Below are 18029 nucleotides of genomic sequence, written 5' to 3'. Positions count from 1 at the left end.
GGAGACATTTATGGCTGGCACATCCCAACACGGCAAAGCGTTCATTCGCCCGAAGAAGAAGGCCCACCTTCTGATCATCGAGGCGCGCTTTCATGACGATCTTGCCGACGCACTGCTCGACGGCGCGACGAGCGCGCTCGACGAAGCTAGCGCGACCTATGACGTCGTCACCGTTCCCGGTTCGCTGGAAATTCCAGCCGTGATCACTTTTGCGCTCGACGGCATGGGCGAGGGCGGCAAGGACTATGATGGTTTTGTCGCGCTCGGCACCATCATCCGCGGCGACACTTATCATTTCGACATCGTCGCCAATGAATCGAGTCGCGCGCTGATGGATCTCTCGGTCCAGGAAGCGATTGCGATCGGCAACGGCATCCTGACCACCGAGAACGACGCGCAGGCCTGGACGCGCGCCAAGCGCTCGGAGGGTGACAAGGGCGGCTTTGCCGCGCGCGCGGCGCTGACCATGATCGCGCTCAAAGAGAAGCTGGGAGCGCAATCGTGAGCGAACCCGCTTCGCCCGGCCAGCCCGCGATACGCCACGCCAACAAGCGTGGCGCCGCCCGTCTGGCCGCCGTGCAGGCGCTTTACCAGATGGACGTGGCCGGCAGCGGCGTCTTCGAGATCACCGCCGAATACGAGGCGTTCCGGCTCGGCAAGGAAGTCGACGGCGCGCTTTATCGGGAGGCCGACGCGCAGTGGTTCCGCGCCATCCTGGCCGGCGTCGTCGAGAACCAGACGACCATCGATCCGATCATACGCCAGGCGCTGACGGAAGACTGGCCGCTGTCCAGACTCGATTCGACGTTGCGCGCCATCCTGCGCGCTGGCGTCTACGAACTGATGAAGCGCGACGACGTGCCGGTGGCCGTCATCGTTTCGGAATATGTCGACATCGCCAAGGCCTTCTACGAGGAAGACGAGCCGAAGCTGACCAACGCCGTGCTCGACCGTGTGTCGCGCCGGGTGCGGGGCGAGGGGCGCGGCAAGGACGCATTGTGACCGGCACCGTCCCCGGCGCAGCAAGGGAAGCGCGCCGCACGGCGATCATCCTGGCGACGTCGCAGGCGATTATCGGTTCGGCCGCGCCGATTGCCATTTCCATGGGCGGGCTGGCCGGGCAATATCTGCTTGGCCCCGATAAGTCGCTGGCAACGGCGCCAATCACCGGCTTCAACATCGGCGTGGCGCTCGGCGCGTTGCCGGCCGCGGCCATCATCCGTTGGCTCGGCCAGCGCGGCGGCTTCATGACCGGCACCATCGTCACCGCGCTTGGCGGCGTCATCTCCACGTTGGCTCTGTTCCACGCCAGCTTCTGGCTGTTCGCTTTCGCGCTGCTGGTGATCGGCGTCGGCGGCGCCTTCGTCCAGCAGTTCCGCTTCGCCGCCGCCGATAATGCTCCGCCCGAATTCAAGGCGCGCGCCATTTCCTTCGTGCTGGCCGGCGGCGTCATCACCGCGATTCTCGGGCCGCAGATCGTCATCTTCACCCGCGAATTGCTGGCGCCGGTGATGTTTGCCGGCTCGTTCGTGGCCATTCCGGTTCTGGCGGCGGCCGGCGCCATCATCCTGTCATTCCTGCGCATCCCGGCCAAGGCTCCCGGCCACGCGGAAGTCGCGTCAAGCGACGCCCGGCCGCTGTCCGAGATCGTCACCCGGCCGCGTTTCGTCGCGGCACTGTTTTGCGCCGTCGGCAGCTATGCGCTGATGAGTTTCGTCATGACCGGCGCGCCGCTGGCCATGGTCGGCTGCGGCCTGTCGACGGACGACGCCACGCTCGGCATTTCCTGGCATGTGATGGCGATGTTTGCGCCGAGCTTCTTCACCGGATCGCTGATCCATCGCTTCGGCGCCGAACGCATCGTCGCAACCGGCCTGGTCCTGCTCATCGGCTGCGCCGCGGTGGCATTGTCCGGCCTGCATTTGTGGCAGTTCTGGACGGCGCTGATCCTGCTTGGCCTCGGCTGGAATTTCGCCTTCATCGGCGCCACCTCCATGGTCGCCGACAGCTACCATCCGTCCGAAAAGAGCAAGGTGCAGGGCTTCCACGACTTCGTCCTGTTCGGCTCCGTCGCCTTCGCCTCGCTAATGTCGGGCGCCATCTACAATGCCTGGGGCTGGGAGATGCTGAACTGGCTGGTTTTCCCGGTCGTCGCCCTGTGTTTCGTCGCCCTTGGCGCGCTCAAACTGACCGGATCGCGCAAAGCCCGCGCCTGATCCGGTTCTATCTTTGGCTTGGCACGACCTGTCAGCATGGCGCCGACCGAATCGCGGCGACCGCATAAAATTATTGCTTCTGTACCCATTGTTATGAAACCGTGTGCCCCGACGGGGCGTTGAAGCCATGCTCATATGCGGCCACCGCATTTTGGTCCAAAGCAAGGGGTTTTCACAATGTTTTCAGTCAAGATTCTGGCCGGCGCGGCGTTGGCGCTCGGCATCACGGCCGCCTCCGCCAATGCCCAGGTGGTCGTCTCCTCGAAGATCGACACCGAGGGCGGCGTGCTCGGCAACATCATCCAGCTTGTGCTCAACGCCAACAACATCAAGACCACCGACCGCATCCAGCTCGGCGGCACGCCGGTGGTACGCAAGGCGATCACCGCCGGCGAGATCGACATCTATCCCGAGTACACCGGCAATGCCGCTTTCTTCTTCGAGAAGGCCGACGATCCGGTCTGGAAGGATGCCGCCAAGGCCTATGAGACCGCCAAGAAGCTCGACTATGACGCCAACAAGATCGTCTGGCTGTCGCCGTCACCGGCCAACAACACCTGGGCGATCGCGCTGCGCAAGGAGGTTGCCGAGACCAACAAGCTGGCGACCCTGACCGACTTCGGCAAATACGTCGCCGGCGGCGGCACGGTGGTTTTGGCGGCGTCGGCTGAGTTCGTCAATTCGGCGGCAGCCCTGCCGGCGTTCCAGACCACTTACGGCTTCACGCTGAAGCCGGAGCAGTTGATCACGCTTTCGGGCGGCGACACCGCCGCGACAATCGGTGCTGCCGCCAACCAGACCAACGGCGCCAACGCCGCCATGGTCTACGGCACCGACGGCGGCATCGCGCCGTCCGGCCTGGTCGTGCTCGCCGACGACAAGGGCGTGCAGCCGGTCTACCAGCCGGCGCCGATCATCCGCGAAGCGGTGCTGAAAGAGCATCCGGAGATCGAGACGCTGTTGAAGCCGGTGTTCGCCAAGCTCGACCTCGTCACGCTGCAGGAACTCAACGGCCGCGTCCAGGTCGGCGGCGAGCCGGTCAAGGGTGTCGCCGAGGACTTTTTGAAGAAGAACGGGTTTTTGAAGTAGTCAGCGCATAGCTGATCGTGACGCTGGTGCGAGACACCCCTCTCTGGCCTGCCGGCCATCTCCCCCGCAAGGGGGGAGATCGGACTTCGCGTCGGCTTGCGCCGATCACCAGCGTAGTCTGCGCAACGTGGAAAATCGCTCCTCATGAGGGGCATCCATGACCCTGCGTTTCGACAAGCTCGGCATGGTTATCGCGGCGATCGTTGCCTATGCGGCGTTTCTGGCTCCGTTCGCCACCTTCCGCGCCAATCGTATCGTTCCCGGTCAGGCGCGCTCGATCCTGGAGGCGCTGCCGGCCACAGTCGGGCCGCTACTGCTGGCGATCGTCGTCGTGGCCGCAATTGTTGCCTTGCTGAAAACCCCGCTTGTCCTGCGCCTGGCCGCAAGCGTCGTGGCGCTCGCCGCCCTTGCCATCCTGATCGGTGTCGCCGGCACCTTCCTGATGCCGGCCGGCAACACCTTCGCCCGCATCTCGCCGGCTTCCGGGTTCTGGCTGTTGATCTTTGCCTTCACATTGTTGCTCGCCGACGTGCTGACCAGGCTCAACCTGTCGCCACCGGCCCGCGTCGGCGTGCTCGTCGTCGCGGCGCTGGCCATCGGCTTGTTGCTGATATCGGGGCAGTGGGACAGCCTGTCGATCCTCAAGGAATATGCAAACCGCGCCGATAGTTTCTGGGCCGAAGGCTCCAAGCACATCACACTGGCGCTGGGGTCGCTGGCGGCGGCGGTGATCGTCGGCCTGCCGCTCGGCATCCTGTGCCACCGCGTCGAACGGTTGCGGGCCGGCGTGCTCAATGTGCTCAACATCGTCCAGACCATACCCTCGATCGCGCTGTTCGGCCTGCTGATCGCGCCGCTGGGCTGGGTCGCCGCGCATGTTCCGGGTGCCGCAGCGCTCGGTATCAGAGGCATCGGCACCGCGCCCGCCTTCGTGGCTTTGTTCCTCTATTCGCTGCTGCCGGTGGTGGCCAACACCGTGGTCGGGCTTGCCGGCGTACCCCGCGCGGCCAATGATGCAGCGCGCGGCATGGGCATGACCGATGGCCAGCGCCTGTTCGGCGTCGAGTTTCCGTTGGCCTTTCCGGTGATCCTCACCGGCATCCGCATCGTGCTGGTGCAGAACATCGGCCTGGCCACCATCGCCGCACTGATCGGCGGCGGCGGCTTTGGCGTCTTCGTCTTCCAGGGCGTCGGCCAGACCGCAATGGACCTGGTGCTGCTCGGCGCCGTGCCGACGGTGGCGCTGGCCTTCGCCGCGGCCATCATCCTCGACGCAGTGATCGAAATGACCGCCACCAGGCGCAGGGTTGAAACGGCATGATCGAGATCGAAGGCATTACCAAGCGCTATGACGCGACGACCGTGGTCGACGACGTGTCCATGGTCGTCCAGCCGCGTACGGTTTGCGTCATTGTCGGTACCTCCGGTTCCGGCAAGACGACGCTGCTGCGAATGATCAACCGGCTGGTCGAGCCGACCGCCGGCGTCATCAAGCTCGACGGCAACGACAACCGCACGCTGCCCGGCTACGAGCTGCGCCGCAGCATCGGCTACGCTATCCAGGGCCACGGCCTGTTCCCGCACCGCACCGTTGCGCAGAACATCGCCACCGTGCCGGTCCTGCTGGGCTGGGACAAGGACCGCATCAAGGCCCGCGTCGATGAGTTGATGACACTCTACCAGCTCGACCCCGAGGCCTATGGCCCGCGCTACCCGCACGAACTGTCCGGCGGGCAACAGCAGCGTGTCGGCGTCGCCCGCGCGCTCGCCGCCGAGCCCAATGTGCTTCTGATGGACGAACCGTTCGGCGCACTCGACCCGATCATCCGCACCAAGGCGCAGGAAGATCTGCTGGCGATCCAGAAGCGCTTCGGCACCACCATCATCCTCGTCACCCACGACATGGAGGAGGCGGTCCATATGGGCGACAAGATCGCCGTCATGGATGCCGGAAAGCTGGTGCAATACGCCAAGCCGGAAGAGATCCTGGCGTGGCCGGCGAACGCCTTCGTCGAAACCCTGGTCGGCGCCAGCGAAAAGCCGTTCCGGCTCTTGTCGCTCGGCCGCGTGCGCGACGCCGTGGAAAAGGGGTCTGCCGAAGGCGAGGCGATCCCAGGCGACGCCAGCCAGCGCGACGCGCTGGCCGAGCTTCTGTGGTCGGGCCGGCCGGCGCTGCCGGTCAAGGGCGAAGACGGCAAGCCTCTCGGCCGCGTCACCGTCGACGGGCTGGTGAAGCGCGCGGCGAGACCGGCATGAAAGGGGCCGGTCTAAAAGCCTGGCTGCCTTCGCTGCTCAGGCTTGCCCTGGTGGTGCTTCTCATAGCCTTCGTTACCAATCCCGGCTGGTTCGAGCCGCTGTTGAAGCCGCTGACCGAAAACAATGCGCCGGCGATCTACAATCAGGGCAGCCTGCTGACGCTGACCCTGCTGCATCTCAGGACCGTGCTGATCGCTACCGTCGCCGCAACCATCGTTGCCGTGGCGCTTGCCATCCTGGTGACCAGGCCGGCGGGCGCCGAATTCCTGCCGCTGTCGCGCAGTCTGGTCAATATCGGCCAGACCTTTCCGCCGGTGGCGGTGCTGGCGCTGGCGGTGCCCGCCGTCGGTTTCGGCGAGAAGCCGACGCTGATTGCGCTGTTTCTCTACGGCCTGCTGCCGATCTTCGAGAACGCGCTGACCGGCCTCACAACGCTGCCGGGCAACATCATGGAGGCCGCGCGCGGCGCCGGCATGACGGGCTGGCAAAGACTGGTCAAGGTCGAATTGCCGCTGAGCGCGCCGATCATTCTGGGCGGAATAAGGCTGTCGGTGGTGATCAGCCTGGCCACGGCGACGATCGGCTCGACGGTTGCCGCCAAGACGCTGGGCGAGGTGATCATCGCCGGCCTGCTGTCCAACAATCTCGCCTTCGTCCTGCAAGGCGGCCTGATCGTCGCTGCCCTTGCGGTGCTGATCTATGACGGCCTTTCGGCGGTCGAACGCTACACGGCGCGCAAGATGGGGCAGGAGACTGGCGACTGACCTTCGCTGGACTGCGGGCAAGCAGTGACTGACGCAGCGTCATTTCAACCGATCTAATAGCAAGGCATCGGCCACGGGAATGTTCTGGCCTAAACTTTTGGCTGAAAGCGGGGCAAAAACCGAACAATATCTTGACGTTCCGAGCCCTGTTTCGCATACACCGCTGCGAAGGACGGATTCCGCCTAGGCTTATCCGCTCCCCGCACCAACGGCCCAGGGAGGGGTTCTTTTGGGCCATCAATCGAGGAAAATTCGGCAATGACCATCATTTCTGCCGTCATCGCCTGCGGCTTGCTTTCAATCCTTTACGCCATCTGGGCGACACGATCGGTTCTTGCAGCCGATCAGGGCAATGCACGCATGCAGGAAATCTCCGCCGCCATCCGCGAAGGCGCGCAGGCCTATCTGGCGCGCCAGTACACCACCATCGCCATCGTCGGCGTGGTCGTGCTCGTGCTCGCCTGGTGGCTGCTTTCGATCACCGCCGCGGTCGGCTTCCTGATCGGCGCAGTGCTTTCGGGCGCCGCCGGTTTCATCGGCATGCACGTCTCGGTGCGCGCCAATGTGCGCACCGCGCAGGCGGCGTCCAACAGCCTCGCCGCCGGTCTCGACATCGCCTTCAAGTCGGGCGCCATCACCGGTATGCTGGTGGCTGGCCTGGCGCTGCTCGGCGTGTCGATTTACTACTATATTCTGACCGGCCCGATGGGCCTGCAGCCCAATGACCGCATCGTCATCGATGCGCTGGTTTCGCTCGGCTTCGGCGCTTCGCTGATCTCGATCTTCGCCCGTCTGGGCGGCGGCATCTTCACCAAGGGCGCCGACGTCGGCGGCGATCTCGTGGGCAAGGTCGAAGCCGGTATTCCCGAAGACGATCCGCGCAACCCGGCCACCATCGCCGACAATGTCGGCGATAATGTCGGTGATTGCGCCGGCATGGCCGCCGACCTCTTCGAGACCTATGCGGTGACCGTCGTTGCCACCATGGTGCTGGCTGCCATCTTCTTCGGCGGAACCGCCGCTCTGGGTGCGGCGATGCTCTATCCGCTCGCCATCTGCGGCGCCTGTATCCTGACCTCGATCGTCGGCACCTTCTTCGTCAAGCTCGGTTCCAACGGCTCGATCATGGGCGCCCTCTACAAAGGCCTGATCGTCACCGGCCTGCTGTCGATCGTCGGTCTCGGTGTCGCTACCTCGGCAACCGTCGGCTGGGGCGAGGTCGGCACCGTCGCCGGCATGACCATCATCGGCAAGAACCTGTTCATCTGCGGCCTGATCGGTCTCGTTGTGACCGGTCTCATCGTGGTGGTCACCGAATACTATACCGGCACCAACAAGCGCCCGGTGAACTCCATCGCCCAGGCCTCGGTGACCGGTCACGGCACCAACGTCATCCAGGGACTTGCGGTGTCGCTCGAATCGACCGCACTGCCGGCAATCGTCATCGTCGGCGGCATCATCTCGACCTACCAGCTCGCCGGCCTGTTCGGCACGGCGATCGCGGTCACCACCATGCTCGGCCTTGCCGGCATGATCGTCGCCCTCGACGCCTTCGGCCCGGTCACCGACAATGCCGGCGGCATTGCCGAAATGGCCGGCCTGCCCAAGGAAGTGCGCCACTCCACCGACGCGCTCGACGCGGTCGGCAACACCACCAAGGCGGTGACCAAGGGCTATGCCATCGGTTCGGCCGGCCTCGGCGCGCTGGTGCTGTTTGCGGCCTATTCGAACGATTTGAAGTTCTTTGCCGCCAATGGCGACAAATATCCGTACTTCCAGGGCATGGGCGATGTCTCCTTCGACCTCTCCAATCCCTACGTCGTAGCCGGCCTGATCTTCGGCGGTCTGATCCCGTATCTGTTCGGCGGCATCGCCATGACGGCCGTCGGCCGTGCGGCCGGCGCCATCGTCGAGGAAGTGCGCAAGCAGTTCCGCGAGGATCCGGGCATCATGGCCGGCACCTCCAAGCCAAACTATGCCCGCGCCGTCGACCTTCTGACCAAGGCGGCGATCCGGGAAATGATCATCCCCTCGCTGCTGCCGGTGCTGGCGCCGCTCGTCGTCTATTTCGGCGTGCAGCTGATCTCGGGCTCCAAGGCGTCCGCCTTTGCGGCGCTCGGCGCCTCGTTGCTCGGCGTCATCGTCAACGGCCTGTTCGTCGCCATCTCGATGACTTCGGGCGGCGGCGCCTGGGACAATGCCAAGAAGTCGTTCGAGGACGGTTTTGTCGACAAGGACGGCGTCAAGCACCTCAAGGGGTCCGAAGCGCACAAGGCTTCGGTCACCGGCGACACGGTTGGCGATCCCTACAAGGACACCGCCGGCCCGGCGGTCAACCCGGCAATCAAGATCACCAACATCGTGGCGCTTCTGCTGCTGGCCGTGCTCGCGCACGGCTAAGGCAACGCCACTGCTTCAGGAACAAACCCGCGGGAGCGATCCCGCGGGTTTTTGTTTGAGATTTACGCTGGTGGCAGTCAACCCTCATCCGGCTCGGTCCCGGCATCGCCGCGCTTGCTGTAGCGATCCAGCAATTCGCTCACGCCAGGTTCGCGCTCAGGCATCGGCGCCAGGCCACGCAGGCGCCGCAGCTTGGCAAGGAAGGCGCCTCGCTTATACTTGCGGCGGAAGGCGCGGGCGCGGGGATGGATGCCAAGAGCCGCCATCAGCCTGCGCCTGAGATAACTCGATGCCGCCAGGCGAATGGGTTCGCCCGCGCAGCCAAGGATTTTCACGCGCAAGGCGTCTGGCGTCTGCATGGCATCCAGAAGATCCTTCTGTTCCTGCGCATTGTCGCCGAGATAGGAACCCTTGCGTATGCCGGAATGCAACTTGATCACCGTGAGGTGCGGCATCGTCGCGATCACCGCGCCCTTTCGCCATGCCCGAAACAGCCAGTCCTGCGAGCTTTCGCAAAAGCACTGGCTGGCGGGTCGCCAAGGTCCGAGCAGGCTGAACGAAGCGCGGCGAAACATGTGTGCCGAGCCAAATCCTTCCGTCGTGACGGGGTCGTAAAAACCATCCTTGCCGATCCCGAAGATCGAATTGACAGGATTGCCGGCCGCCGACGGCGGCTGGATGACGGCACCGCGCGCCAGCACCACGTCGGCGCCCGAGGCGTCGATCCAGCCGGTCATCGCCGCCAAATGGTCGGGAAACCACAGATCGTCGTGGTTGAGCAAGGCGACGAAGCGGCCACGCGCCCTGGCAAAGCCGATATTGTTGGGACCGGACTGTTCGCCGAAATTGACAGGAAGATCGATGTAGACGATGCGGGCATCGTCAAATTCAGCGACAACGGCCGCCGTATCCGGCCTGCAATCGTCGCCGATGACCAAGGCTTCCCAGCCTTGCAACGTCTGGCGCATGACGCTGGTCAATGCCTGCCGCAGTGCTGCCGGCCGGTTGTGCGTCGCGATCACGATCGAGACCAGCGGTTCGCCGCCGGCCTGATCGCGCTGCGCCGATGCTTCCACGCTACACCAGTCTGTAGGGAATGTGGTCGGTGTCTGGCGGCAGGCGCCAATGGTCGGGCTGATCGTAGGCATAGGCCTTGTCGACGAGGTTGAGCAGCACCGCCGTCTCCGCTCCGAGCGAAACAACACCGTGCCATATTCCGGGTGGAATGATGACGACCGCCGGGCGCAACGGGCCGATAATCTTGTGCCAGACGGCGCCGAAGGTCGGCGAGGCCTTGCGTCCGTCAAACAGCGAAATGCGGACGCTGCCGACGCAGCAGAATAGCCGGTCGGTGGTCACCGCATGGGCATGCCAGCCTGTCACCGCGCCGGGATACAAGGTGCGTTGGAAGATCTGGCCGACCGGTTCGGAATCGAGCTCCCACTCCTTGCGAAAAATCTCGGTCAGATAGCCGGTGGAGGTTGCGACCGGCCTTATCTCCTTGACCCTCACGCCATCGATCGCCACCGGCTCGATGGGCATCCAGTCAGGCGTGACCACCTGGCCGTCAGCCGTTCCGGTCGCCATCCAGCCTGTCGGTTTTGTCCGGTTTTTGTCCTGCACGGATGCTCCCCCAATTCAGCGTGATGCGCGATTGGCCAGCACGGTCTGATACGAATTTGACCGGTCGCTGGCAAGTACGCGTCAAGGTTTGCTGATAGGTTTCGACCCCACGGCACTTGATGTTTCCGACGCAATCGGAGGGCCGCATTGCCCAAAACATCGTTCCGTTCTGCCCAAGCCCGGACCGTCCGCCTGCTTTAATACCCCGGCCATTGGCCAGGACATTGCAATAGGCGCGGTGTCGGGCTCGCCTCTGCGGCGATTTTGGCCAGGGAAACGACATTCGGGCAGGGAAAAGACATGGACATTTTCTTGATGGCGGCTTCGCTTGCGCTGGCTGGAATTATTGCCGGCATCTACGTCTCAGGCGTAATCCACGGTTTTCGCATCAGTGATCTTACCGCCGGCCAGTACATGGCCATGCATCAGATGCGCGACCGGACGTTTACCCGGGTGATGCCGGTCGTCAGGCTGACGACGCTGGTGCTGATCGCGGCGATGGCGATGTTTGCGGTCGATGCCGGCCTGCCGCGCATCCTGACCATCGTCGGCGCGGCGCTGGTGGTGATCGACATTGGCTTCACCGTCAGCCGTCAGGTGCCGCTCAACAAACAGGTGCAGAGCTGGACGCCGGTGACCATCCCCGATGATTGGGCGCAGACGCGCGACAGCTGGGCGGCCAATCACAATTTGCGCCTTGTGCTTGGACTGGCCGAATACGCCTGCCTGTTTGCCGCGGTCATCCTGACGCTCAGCCGGTGATTCAGTTTTTGCGGAACGCCGCGGCATGGGTCGGCACTTCTGCCGGCCGCCGCCGTTGAAAACAGGAGTATTGCCATGCTGCATCACGCTTCATTCAACGCCCGCGATCCGCAGGCCGTCGCCAGCGTCCTTGCCGAAATGCTTGTCGCCACCGCGGTTCGTGCGCCGTCGCCGCCATTTCCTGAGGGCGCATGGTTTGTCTGCCTCGGCGACGATTTCGGCTCGCTGATCGAAATCCTGCCGTGCGGCACGGTTCTGGACCAGCAAGCGCCGCTCGGCATCGGCTTCGACCCGAACATGCGCCTGCGCTCCGGCTCGCATGTGCTGCTCAGCACGCCCAATTCGACCGAAACCATCCAGGGCATTGCCGCCCGCATGGGCTGGCATAGCGGGCTGATCGATGCCCGCCTGTTCAAGGTGCTCAAGGTCTGGGTCGAGGACGAAACCCTGGTCGAATTCCTGACGCCCGAGATCGCACCGCTATACCGCGCGACATTCGCCTGGGGCGGCATGGCGACACTCGACGCCAAGCTGCGCGAGCTGGAGAGCCAGATGGCGGCAGCGCTTGCCGCCAAGACCGCAAACCAGTCGGGCCGCAAGGATGAGCAAATGGCCGATACGATGTGATGAGAGCTCCTAGACGGCCGCCGAGGTCAACCGTCGCCGGTGTTGTCGCCGGCTTCCGCCTTCAGCCAGTTGATGAACGATCTGGCAGGCTCCCAGGCGGAGATGGACGGGTGGACGACGACGTAGTGGTTCCAGTTCGTCGGTATGTCCGTCGTCAGGAGGCGGACGAGCCTGCCGGTGCGCAAATCGCTCTCGACCAGCGACTTCCTCGCGATGGCGACGCCCAGACCGCTCGCCGCCGCTTCGACCGCCAACAAGGTGCCATTCAGATTCATGCCGTCGCCAACCGTATCCAGCGGCAGATTGTTTCTCTCGAACCAGTGGCGCCAATTGGCGCCACTCTCGTCATTTTCGGCCGTCGTGTCGAGGATGCGGAACAGTCGCAGCACATCGTGCTGGTCTCTGACCGGGCCGTTGGCGGCGAGATAGTCGGGACTGACGACAGGAAAGATCGCATCTGCCATCAGCCATTCGGTCTCGACGGCCGGATAGTGTCCGCCGCCGAAGCGCAATGCGATGTCGACTGTTCGCTGCGAAAGGTCGACGACTGCAAGATCCGCATTGATGTCGATCTCTGTTTCGGGATGCTTTTTGCGAAACCTGTGCAGACGCGGGGCCAGCCAGCGCACGGCATGCGAAGGAATGGCGGTGACCCTCAGCCTCGTGCGCTCGTTGCGCGCGACACTCGCGATCGTGCTCTGGATTTCCAGCAGTGCGCGTCGCACGCCCGCGGACAATCTTTCGCCTTCAAGCGTTAGTTCGACGCGGCGGACATGGCGGGTGAACAGAAGCACGCCGAGATCGGCTTCGAGATCGGCGATGCGGTGGCTGAGCGCGCTTGGCGTAACATTCAGCTCATCGCCGGCGCGCTTGAAGCTGCCCAGCCGGGCAATGACCTCGAAAGCACGAATGGATTCCAGTTGTGGAAGCCGTCTTGTCATTTGCGTTACCCGATCCCGCCATGGGTTCCTTAGCATGAATGAACAAAGCTCATCCATAGCTTCGTAAATAGTCTTTTGTCTAAGTGCGCAAATCATTGTAGTCATCCACTGCCCCCCGATTGCCGCCGTCGGATGAGAGGCCGTTCATGGAACGAGCCTCGACTACGAACGACAGTGAAATGAAGACAATCGCTTGGGAGTACCCCATGACTATTCGACCCTCCGAGTTTGCGCATGCGCGCTTTTCGACCGCCATGTGGCCTCGAGCGGAATGGCGAAACGTCTATTGCGACCTGTTGCGCCGGATGGTGACCGACATGGATTTTAACGTCACGGAGGAAAAGCTCTCCGTCGACGCGACCATCCTGCGGCTGCCGCGCGTCGGCATTGCCGATTCGAGGACCACCGCCTTCCGCACCATCCGTTCCCGCGCCATGGCCAAGGGGACCGATGATTACATTTTCTTCATGTGTCTGGAGGGCGCTGCCACCTTCTCGCATCACGGCCGCGAGGCCAGCATCGAGGCCGGCCAGGCAATCCTTCTGTCCTCCTCTGATCCGCATGTGATCGAACGGGCGATGTCGCATCATCTCTTCATCACCATCCCCAAGGCAGCGCTCGGGCCCATGGCTGCGAATGCGGATGCCGCCCTGATGACGCCGATGTCATGCGTGGGCGAAAAGTTCTTGCTGCTGACCAGCTATGTCCGTCTGCTGATGCAGGAGCCGAACCTGGCCGCGTCCGAATTGCGCTGGCTTGCCGCCAAGCACATACAGGACCTTGTCGCGGTCGTGGTCGGGGCAACGCAGGACGCCACCGAGGTCGCCGCAAGCCGCGGCATACGCGCCGCGCGGCTGCGCGCCATCAAAGCCGATATCGAAAGCAATCTGGCTTCCGGCGATGTCGGGTCGGACGCGCTGGCCGGGCGCCACCGCGTCAGCGCGCGCTATATCAGAAAGCTGTTCGAGGGTGAGGGTACCTCGCTGTCGCAGTTCGTGCTTGGCCGGCGGCTGGCGCTGGTTTGCAGCAAGCTATCCGACCTGCGCCTGGCACACCGCACCATCGGCGCAATCGCCTTCGACGCCGGCTTCGGCGATCTCTCGACCTTCAACCACGCCTTCCGCCGGCATTTCGGCATGACGCCTTCGGAAGCGCGGCAGAGTGCGGCTGTGCACCGCGCCTCGCTGGAGCCCGGCGGCCGAACAGGCCACGCGCGGCAAAGCGCGACGGGTGTTGCGGCCGCATGACCTCAAAACAAAAGCCCGCAGGATCGCTCCCGCGGGCTTTTGGTCGCCTGAGATGGTGTCGCTTCGGGGGAAGCAAAAATCTGAGGAAGGCGGTCGCTTCTTAGGCGCCGCCGCCAGGAATGGGGGGCGCCAGCTTGCTGGCGCCTTTGATGATCTGGCTGAGGAAGTTCTGGTCCTTGCCGCCGGTCGGCGTGGTGCGCGAGATGAAGTCGAAAATCTTGCCGTCCTTCAGACCGTAATTGGCAATCTGGGTGACGCGCCCGTCCTCGCCAAAATAGACCGCGAGCACTTTCTGGTCGACCAGGCGCGGCTTGTCGAAAGCGACATAGCGCTTTCGCGTCTGCGAAATGTAATAGAACGCCTCATTGTCGAAGGTGGCTTTCGTCGATGGCGTGCCGAGCGCCAGAAGCACCTGTTCGCGGCTGGAGCCCACCGGCACTGAATCGACCGCCTGCTGGTCGATAACATAGCCCTGCGTCAGCGTCTCGCTAGGGTTAAGGTCGCCGAACATCTTGGACGAATTGCAGCCCGACAGCGCGGAAGCCACCAGCACCAGCGAAACCGCGGCGGTGGCCCCGGGCAGAAAAGTCGACTTGAATTTCAGCGCGCGCAACAACAACTCCATTAGCTGGCCGCAACTTGCGCTGGGCGGCAAAACCGGTAAACCAGCTTGCTTGCCGATGCAACAAGGCCCATTCAAACAATCGGTCCCCAGGAGACCACCCTCAATGTTCCAGCGCCTTTTTGGCCGCGAACGCAACGCCAACCGCGCTATCACCGAGGCGCTTTACGCACAAATCGTGGCGGCGGCGCGGCAGACCGTGTTTTATTCCCACTGGAATGTGCCGGATACGCCGCTCGGCCGTTTCGAGATGTTGTCGCTGCACATGTTCCTGTTTCAGCACCGGCTGCGCGGCGAGGAGGGCGTCGCGCAAGAGGTCGCGCAGGTGCTGATCGACGAGTTCTTTCTCGATGTCGAGCATTCGCTGCGGGAACTGGGCGTTGGCGATGTCGGCGTGCCCAAGCGCATGAAGAGGCTGGCCAAAATGTTCTACGGCCGTACCGCCGCCTATGACGACGCGCTGAGACGCAGCGACCCCGATGCGCTTGCTGCCGCCCTGGCGCGCAATGTCAGACCCGATGCCGGCGCCTGGCCGCAAGCCTTGCCGCTGGCGTCCTATGTAATCGATGCCGCCAGGCAGCTTGAAGCACAGCCGTCCGAATCGATCGTTTCCGGTGCCGTGGCGTTTCCCGTCGCGAAAGCGGAGTGAGGAGGGGAGACCAAGATGAAACATGTGGACACGCCTAGCCCGGTCTCATTCGCGGCCAATGTCGGCCGCCTGCCGCACAAAGGTTTGCAGGTGGTGATCGACGCCGACGCCGCGCAGCGCGCAATGCTTGCGCGCGAGCACGAGCTGCTTTCGGTCGAAAACTACCGTGCTGAGCTTTTGGTGGCGCCGTGGAAGCGCAATGGCGTCAAGGTCGGCGGCCGCGTCGAGGCTGATATCACCCAGGCCTGCATCGTCACCCTTGAGCCGGTCGCGGCCCATATCGACGAAGAGGTCGAGGCGCTGTTCCTGCCCGAACAATCCAAACTCGGACGGCAAGGTTTCGAAGGCGGTGGCGAGATCCTGCTCGACGCCGAAGGGCCGGACAGCCCGGAAACTTTCTCCGGCGACACGATCGACGTCGGCGCGCTCGCCGAACAGTTCTTCGGGCTGGCGATCGATCCCTATCCGCGCAAGGCAGGCGCCTCGCTCGATGCCGCCGGCCCGGACGAGCCCGTCGAGAATGAATTCCAGCAAAAGCTGCGATCCTTGCTTGGAAAATCCTAAAACACGAAGCGATCGGAGAAAAGCCGGTTGTGCGGCAGCCCAAAACCGCTATTTTCGCCGAACCTTCGCGAGCCCCCGAATTTCGCGAGTTTCGTATTTCGCGGGCCATGTGCCCTGGCCCAAGCTAGTGAGATAAAGACCGCGTGATCAGGATTTCCATCGATGCCATGGGTGGCGATCACGGGCCAAACGTGGTCATCCCGGCACTCATGACGGTCGCCGTCAGGCGTCCCGACATCCGCTTCGTCATATATGGGCGCGAGGAATTGGTGCGCCCCGAACTCGCCAAATTCCCCAAACTGGCCGAGGTCAGCGAGTTCCACCATTGCGAAGTCGCGGTCAGGATGGACGACAAGCCGAGCCAGGCGCTGCGCCACGGCCGCTGGAAGTCGTCGATGTGGAAGGCTGTCGAAGCAGTCAAGAGTGGCAGCGCGCAGGCCTGCATTTCGGCCGGCAATACCGGCGCGCTGATGGCGATGTCGAAATTCTGCCTACGCACGATGGCGACCATCGATCGTCCGGCGATCGCGGCGATCTGGCCCACGATGCGCGGCGAGAGCGTGGTGCTGGATGTCGGCGCCACCATCGGCGCCGATGCGCACCAGCTGATCGACTTTGCCATTCTCGGCACCGGCATGGCGCGCTCGGTGTTCGGCATCGACCGGCCGAAAGTCGGCCTGCTCAATGTCGGCGTCGAGGAGATCAAGGGACAGGAAGAGGTCAAGGAAGCCGGGCGCATGCTGCGCGAGGCCAACATGGCCTCGATGAATTATCATGGCTTCGTCGAGGGTGACGACATCGGCAAGGGCACGGTCGACGTGGTCGTCACCGAGGGCTTTGCCGGCAACATCGCGCTCAAGACGGCAGAAGGCACTGTGCGCCAGATCTCAGGCTATCTGCGCGCCGCGATGAACCGCACGCTGATGGCCAGGATCGGCTATGTCTTCGCCAAGGGCGCTTTTGACCGCCTGCGCGAAAAGCTCGATCCGGGCCGCTCCAATGGCGGCGTTTTCCTGGGTCTGAACGGCATCGTGGTAAAGAGCCATGGCGGCGCCGATTCGGACGGTTTCGCGGCGGCCATCGAGCTTGGCTACGACATGGTGCGCAACAATCTGATCGACCGCATCGAGGCCGATCTCGACCTGTTCCATGCGCGCAACCCGCATGCCCAGGCAAGCAGGAAATCCGACGCCACCGTCGACGAAAAGGAATAGGAAAGAGCTTTGATCAGATCAGTCGTGCGCGGCACCGGTGCTGCGCTGCCCCGCCGCATCATGAAGAATGCCGATTTCGAAGGCATGGTCGAGACCTCGGACGAGTGGATCGCCCAGCGCACCGGCATCCGCCAGCGTCATATCTCCGCCGATGACGAGACGACGGCGTCGCTGGGCGAGGCGGCGGCGCGCGCAGCGCTCGACAATGCTGGTCTTACGCCTGCCGACGTCGACCTGATCGTGCTGGCGACCTCGACACCCAACAACACCTTTCCGGCGACCGCCGTCGAGATCCAGAACCGGCTCGGCATGCATCACGGCTTTGCCTTCGACCTGCAGGCGGTGTGCTCGGGCTTCGTCTATGCGGTGACCACCGCCGACCTCTACATCAGAGGCGGCCTCGCCAAGCGCGTGCTGGTGATCGGTGCGGAGACCTTTTCGCGCATCCTCGACTGGAGCGACCGCTCGACCTGCGTGTTGTTCGGCGACGGCGCCGGCGCGCTGGTGCTGGAAGCGGATGAGGGCACCGGCGGCATTGCCGACCGTGGCGTGCTGGCGATGAGCCTGCGCTCCGACGGCGCCCACAAGGACAAGCTTTTCGTCGATGGCGGTCCCTCGACCACCGGCACGGTCGGCCATCTCAGGATGGAAGGCCGCGAGGTGTTCAAGCACGCCGTCGGCATGATCACCGACGTTATCGAGGCGACGTTTTCGCAGGCCGGCATAACCGCCGACGACCTCGACTGGTTCGTGCCGCATCAGGCCAATAAACGCATTATTGACGCTTCGGCCAAGAAGCTCGGGATTGCTGAGCAAAAGGTGGTGGTCACCGTCGATTTGCACGGTAACACCTCGGCTGCTTCCGTGCCGCTGGCGCTTTCGGTGGCTGTCGCCGACGGTCGCATCAAGAAGGGTGATCTCGTGCTCCTGGAAGCGATGGGCGGCGGCTTCACCTGGGGCGCGGTTCTCGTTCGCTGGTAAGTGCCGAACGGTCCGGTTTCGGTCCTTGACCTTGCCGGATCAATTACTTAGGCTCTGCCTTTACCTGTATCGAT

The 18029-nt window shown here is 63.6% G+C and carries 19 protein-coding genes; 15 read left to right on the top strand and 4 right to left on the bottom strand.

Going from position 1 to position 18029, the window contains the following annotated elements; all coding sequences use genetic code 11:
* Positions 1-10: 10 nt before the first annotated feature.
* The 8 genes from ribH (at position 11) to NKH38_RS22470 (ending at position 8725) form a co-directional block, all read left to right on the top strand.
* Positions 11-505, top strand: coding sequence for a 6,7-dimethyl-8-ribityllumazine synthase (gene ribH / locus NKH38_RS22505; RefSeq protein WP_023682391.1), 495 nt, complete (start codon positions 11-13; stop codon positions 503-505).
* Positions 502-1002: a transcription antitermination factor NusB gene (gene nusB / locus NKH38_RS22500; protein ID WP_023682390.1), complete on the top strand. Its 501-nt coding sequence runs from the start codon at positions 502-504 to the stop codon at positions 1000-1002. The genes ribH and nusB overlap by 4 nt, the downstream gene beginning before the upstream one ends.
* On the top strand, positions 999-2216 hold the full coding sequence (locus tag NKH38_RS22495) for an MFS transporter (RefSeq protein ID WP_023705069.1): 1218 nt from the start codon (positions 999-1001) through the stop codon (positions 2214-2216). Before nusB ends, NKH38_RS22495 begins: the two co-directional genes overlap by 4 nt.
* A gap of 177 nt (positions 2217-2393) precedes the next feature.
* Positions 2394-3305: a glycine betaine ABC transporter substrate-binding protein OsmF gene (gene osmF, locus NKH38_RS22490; protein ID WP_023689505.1), complete on the top strand. Its 912-nt coding sequence runs from the start codon at positions 2394-2396 to the stop codon at positions 3303-3305.
* A gap of 157 nt (positions 3306-3462) precedes the next feature.
* Entirely contained in the window at positions 3463-4626 is a 1164-nt protein-coding gene (locus NKH38_RS22485; RefSeq protein ID WP_352762231.1) for an ABC transporter permease, read from the top strand.
* Positions 4623-5561, top strand: coding sequence for an ABC transporter ATP-binding protein (locus NKH38_RS22480; protein WP_352762232.1), 939 nt, complete (start codon positions 4623-4625; stop codon positions 5559-5561). Before NKH38_RS22485 ends, NKH38_RS22480 begins: the two co-directional genes overlap by 4 nt.
* The gene (locus NKH38_RS22475; RefSeq protein WP_023669360.1) at positions 5558-6325 is read left to right on the top strand and encodes an ABC transporter permease; all 768 of its coding nucleotides are present in this window, start codon (positions 5558-5560) and stop codon (positions 6323-6325) included. The genes NKH38_RS22480 and NKH38_RS22475 overlap by 4 nt, the downstream gene beginning before the upstream one ends.
* A 258-nt stretch (positions 6326-6583) precedes the next feature.
* A complete protein-coding gene (locus NKH38_RS22470) occupies positions 6584-8725 on the top strand; it encodes a sodium-translocating pyrophosphatase (RefSeq protein ID WP_352762233.1) in 2142 nt (713 codons plus the stop codon).
* A gap of 77 nt (positions 8726-8802) precedes the next feature.
* On the opposite strand, the gene NKH38_RS22465 is transcribed toward NKH38_RS22470, so the two are convergent.
* Positions 8803-9801 carry a glycosyltransferase family 2 protein gene (locus NKH38_RS22465; RefSeq protein ID WP_352498379.1) on the bottom strand — a complete coding sequence of 333 codons (999 nt, stop codon included), beginning with the start codon at positions 9799-9801 and terminating at the stop codon, positions 8803-8805.
* A 1-nt stretch (position 9802) separates the two neighbouring features.
* The gene (locus NKH38_RS22460) at positions 9803-10348 is read right to left on the bottom strand and encodes a dTDP-4-dehydrorhamnose 3,5-epimerase family protein (RefSeq protein ID WP_245270997.1); all 546 of its coding nucleotides are present in this window, start codon (positions 10346-10348) and stop codon (positions 9803-9805) included.
* Positions 10349-10648: 300 nt separating this feature from the next.
* Between NKH38_RS22460 and NKH38_RS22455 the strand changes: the two genes are divergently transcribed.
* Both NKH38_RS22455 and NKH38_RS22450 read left to right on the top strand, forming a co-directional pair.
* The gene (locus tag NKH38_RS22455; RefSeq protein ID WP_352762234.1) at positions 10649-11110 is read left to right on the top strand and encodes an anthrone oxygenase family protein; all 462 of its coding nucleotides are present in this window, start codon (positions 10649-10651) and stop codon (positions 11108-11110) included.
* Between the two features lie 75 nt (positions 11111-11185).
* The gene (locus NKH38_RS22450) at positions 11186-11737 is read left to right on the top strand and encodes a hypothetical protein (protein ID WP_023730858.1); all 552 of its coding nucleotides are present in this window, start codon (positions 11186-11188) and stop codon (positions 11735-11737) included.
* 26 nt (positions 11738-11763) lie between these two features.
* On the opposite strand, the gene NKH38_RS22445 is transcribed toward NKH38_RS22450, so the two are convergent.
* Entirely contained in the window at positions 11764-12678 is a 915-nt protein-coding gene (locus NKH38_RS22445; protein WP_023730859.1) for a LysR substrate-binding domain-containing protein, read from the bottom strand.
* A gap of 206 nt (positions 12679-12884) precedes the next feature.
* On the opposite strand from NKH38_RS22445, the gene NKH38_RS22440 reads away from it, so the two are divergent.
* Positions 12885-13925, top strand: coding sequence for a helix-turn-helix domain-containing protein (locus tag NKH38_RS22440; RefSeq protein WP_352762235.1), 1041 nt, complete (start codon positions 12885-12887; stop codon positions 13923-13925).
* A gap of 100 nt (positions 13926-14025) precedes the next feature.
* Here the strand turns inward: NKH38_RS22440 and NKH38_RS22435 are convergent, their stop codons facing one another.
* A complete protein-coding gene (locus NKH38_RS22435) occupies positions 14026-14538 on the bottom strand; it encodes an outer membrane protein assembly factor BamE (protein WP_023669368.1) in 513 nt (170 codons plus the stop codon).
* Between the two features lie 115 nt (positions 14539-14653).
* Between NKH38_RS22435 and NKH38_RS22430 the strand changes: the two genes are divergently transcribed.
* From NKH38_RS22430 to NKH38_RS22415, 4 genes are all read left to right on the top strand, one after another.
* On the top strand, positions 14654-15196 hold the full coding sequence (locus tag NKH38_RS22430; RefSeq protein ID WP_027049590.1) for a ubiquinol-cytochrome C chaperone family protein: 543 nt from the start codon (positions 14654-14656) through the stop codon (positions 15194-15196).
* A 15-nt stretch (positions 15197-15211) separates the two neighbouring features.
* The gene (locus tag NKH38_RS22425; RefSeq protein ID WP_352762236.1) at positions 15212-15760 is read left to right on the top strand and encodes a YceD family protein; all 549 of its coding nucleotides are present in this window, start codon (positions 15212-15214) and stop codon (positions 15758-15760) included.
* A 143-nt stretch (positions 15761-15903) separates the two neighbouring features.
* On the top strand, positions 15904-16974 hold the full coding sequence (plsX, locus tag NKH38_RS22420; RefSeq protein WP_023700539.1) for a phosphate acyltransferase PlsX: 1071 nt from the start codon (positions 15904-15906) through the stop codon (positions 16972-16974).
* 9 nt (positions 16975-16983) lie between these two features.
* Positions 16984-17955, top strand: coding sequence for a beta-ketoacyl-ACP synthase III (locus NKH38_RS22415; RefSeq protein ID WP_352762237.1), 972 nt, complete (start codon positions 16984-16986; stop codon positions 17953-17955).
* The last annotated feature ends 74 nt before the right edge of the window (positions 17956-18029 follow it).

The organism is Mesorhizobium sp. M1078 (assembly GCF_040318615.1).
GTDB lineage: Bacteria > Pseudomonadota > Alphaproteobacteria > Rhizobiales > Rhizobiaceae > Mesorhizobium.
Note: the sequence above shows the minus strand (reverse complement) of the source record. Positions and strands in the feature narration are given on the sequence as shown.

Excerpts from the sequence above, each read along its gene's own strand:
- ribH (WP_023682391.1), top strand. The coding sequence starts at position 11 with ATGGCTGGCACATCCCAACACGGCAAAGCGTTCATTCGCCCGAAGAAG.
- osmF (WP_023689505.1), top strand. The coding sequence starts at position 2,394 with ATGTTTTCAGTCAAGATTCTGGCCGGCGCGGCGTTGGCGCTCGGCATC.
- NKH38_RS22485 (WP_352762231.1), top strand. The coding sequence starts at position 3,463 with ATGACCCTGCGTTTCGACAAGCTCGGCATGGTTATCGCGGCGATCGTT.
- NKH38_RS22480 (WP_352762232.1), top strand. The coding sequence starts at position 4,623 with ATGATCGAGATCGAAGGCATTACCAAGCGCTATGACGCGACGACCGTG.
- NKH38_RS22475 (WP_023669360.1), top strand. The coding sequence starts at position 5,558 with ATGAAAGGGGCCGGTCTAAAAGCCTGGCTGCCTTCGCTGCTCAGGCTT.
- NKH38_RS22470 (WP_352762233.1), top strand. The coding sequence starts at position 6,584 with ATGACCATCATTTCTGCCGTCATCGCCTGCGGCTTGCTTTCAATCCTT.
- NKH38_RS22455 (WP_352762234.1), top strand. The coding sequence starts at position 10,649 with ATGGACATTTTCTTGATGGCGGCTTCGCTTGCGCTGGCTGGAATTATT.
- NKH38_RS22450 (WP_023730858.1), top strand. The coding sequence starts at position 11,186 with ATGCTGCATCACGCTTCATTCAACGCCCGCGATCCGCAGGCCGTCGCC.
- NKH38_RS22445 (WP_023730859.1), bottom strand. The coding sequence starts at position 12,678 with ATGACAAGACGGCTTCCACAACTGGAATCCATTCGTGCTTTCGAGGTC.
- NKH38_RS22440 (WP_352762235.1), top strand. The coding sequence starts at position 12,885 with ATGACTATTCGACCCTCCGAGTTTGCGCATGCGCGCTTTTCGACCGCC.
- NKH38_RS22430 (WP_027049590.1), top strand. The coding sequence starts at position 14,654 with ATGTTCCAGCGCCTTTTTGGCCGCGAACGCAACGCCAACCGCGCTATC.
- NKH38_RS22425 (WP_352762236.1), top strand. The coding sequence starts at position 15,212 with ATGAAACATGTGGACACGCCTAGCCCGGTCTCATTCGCGGCCAATGTC.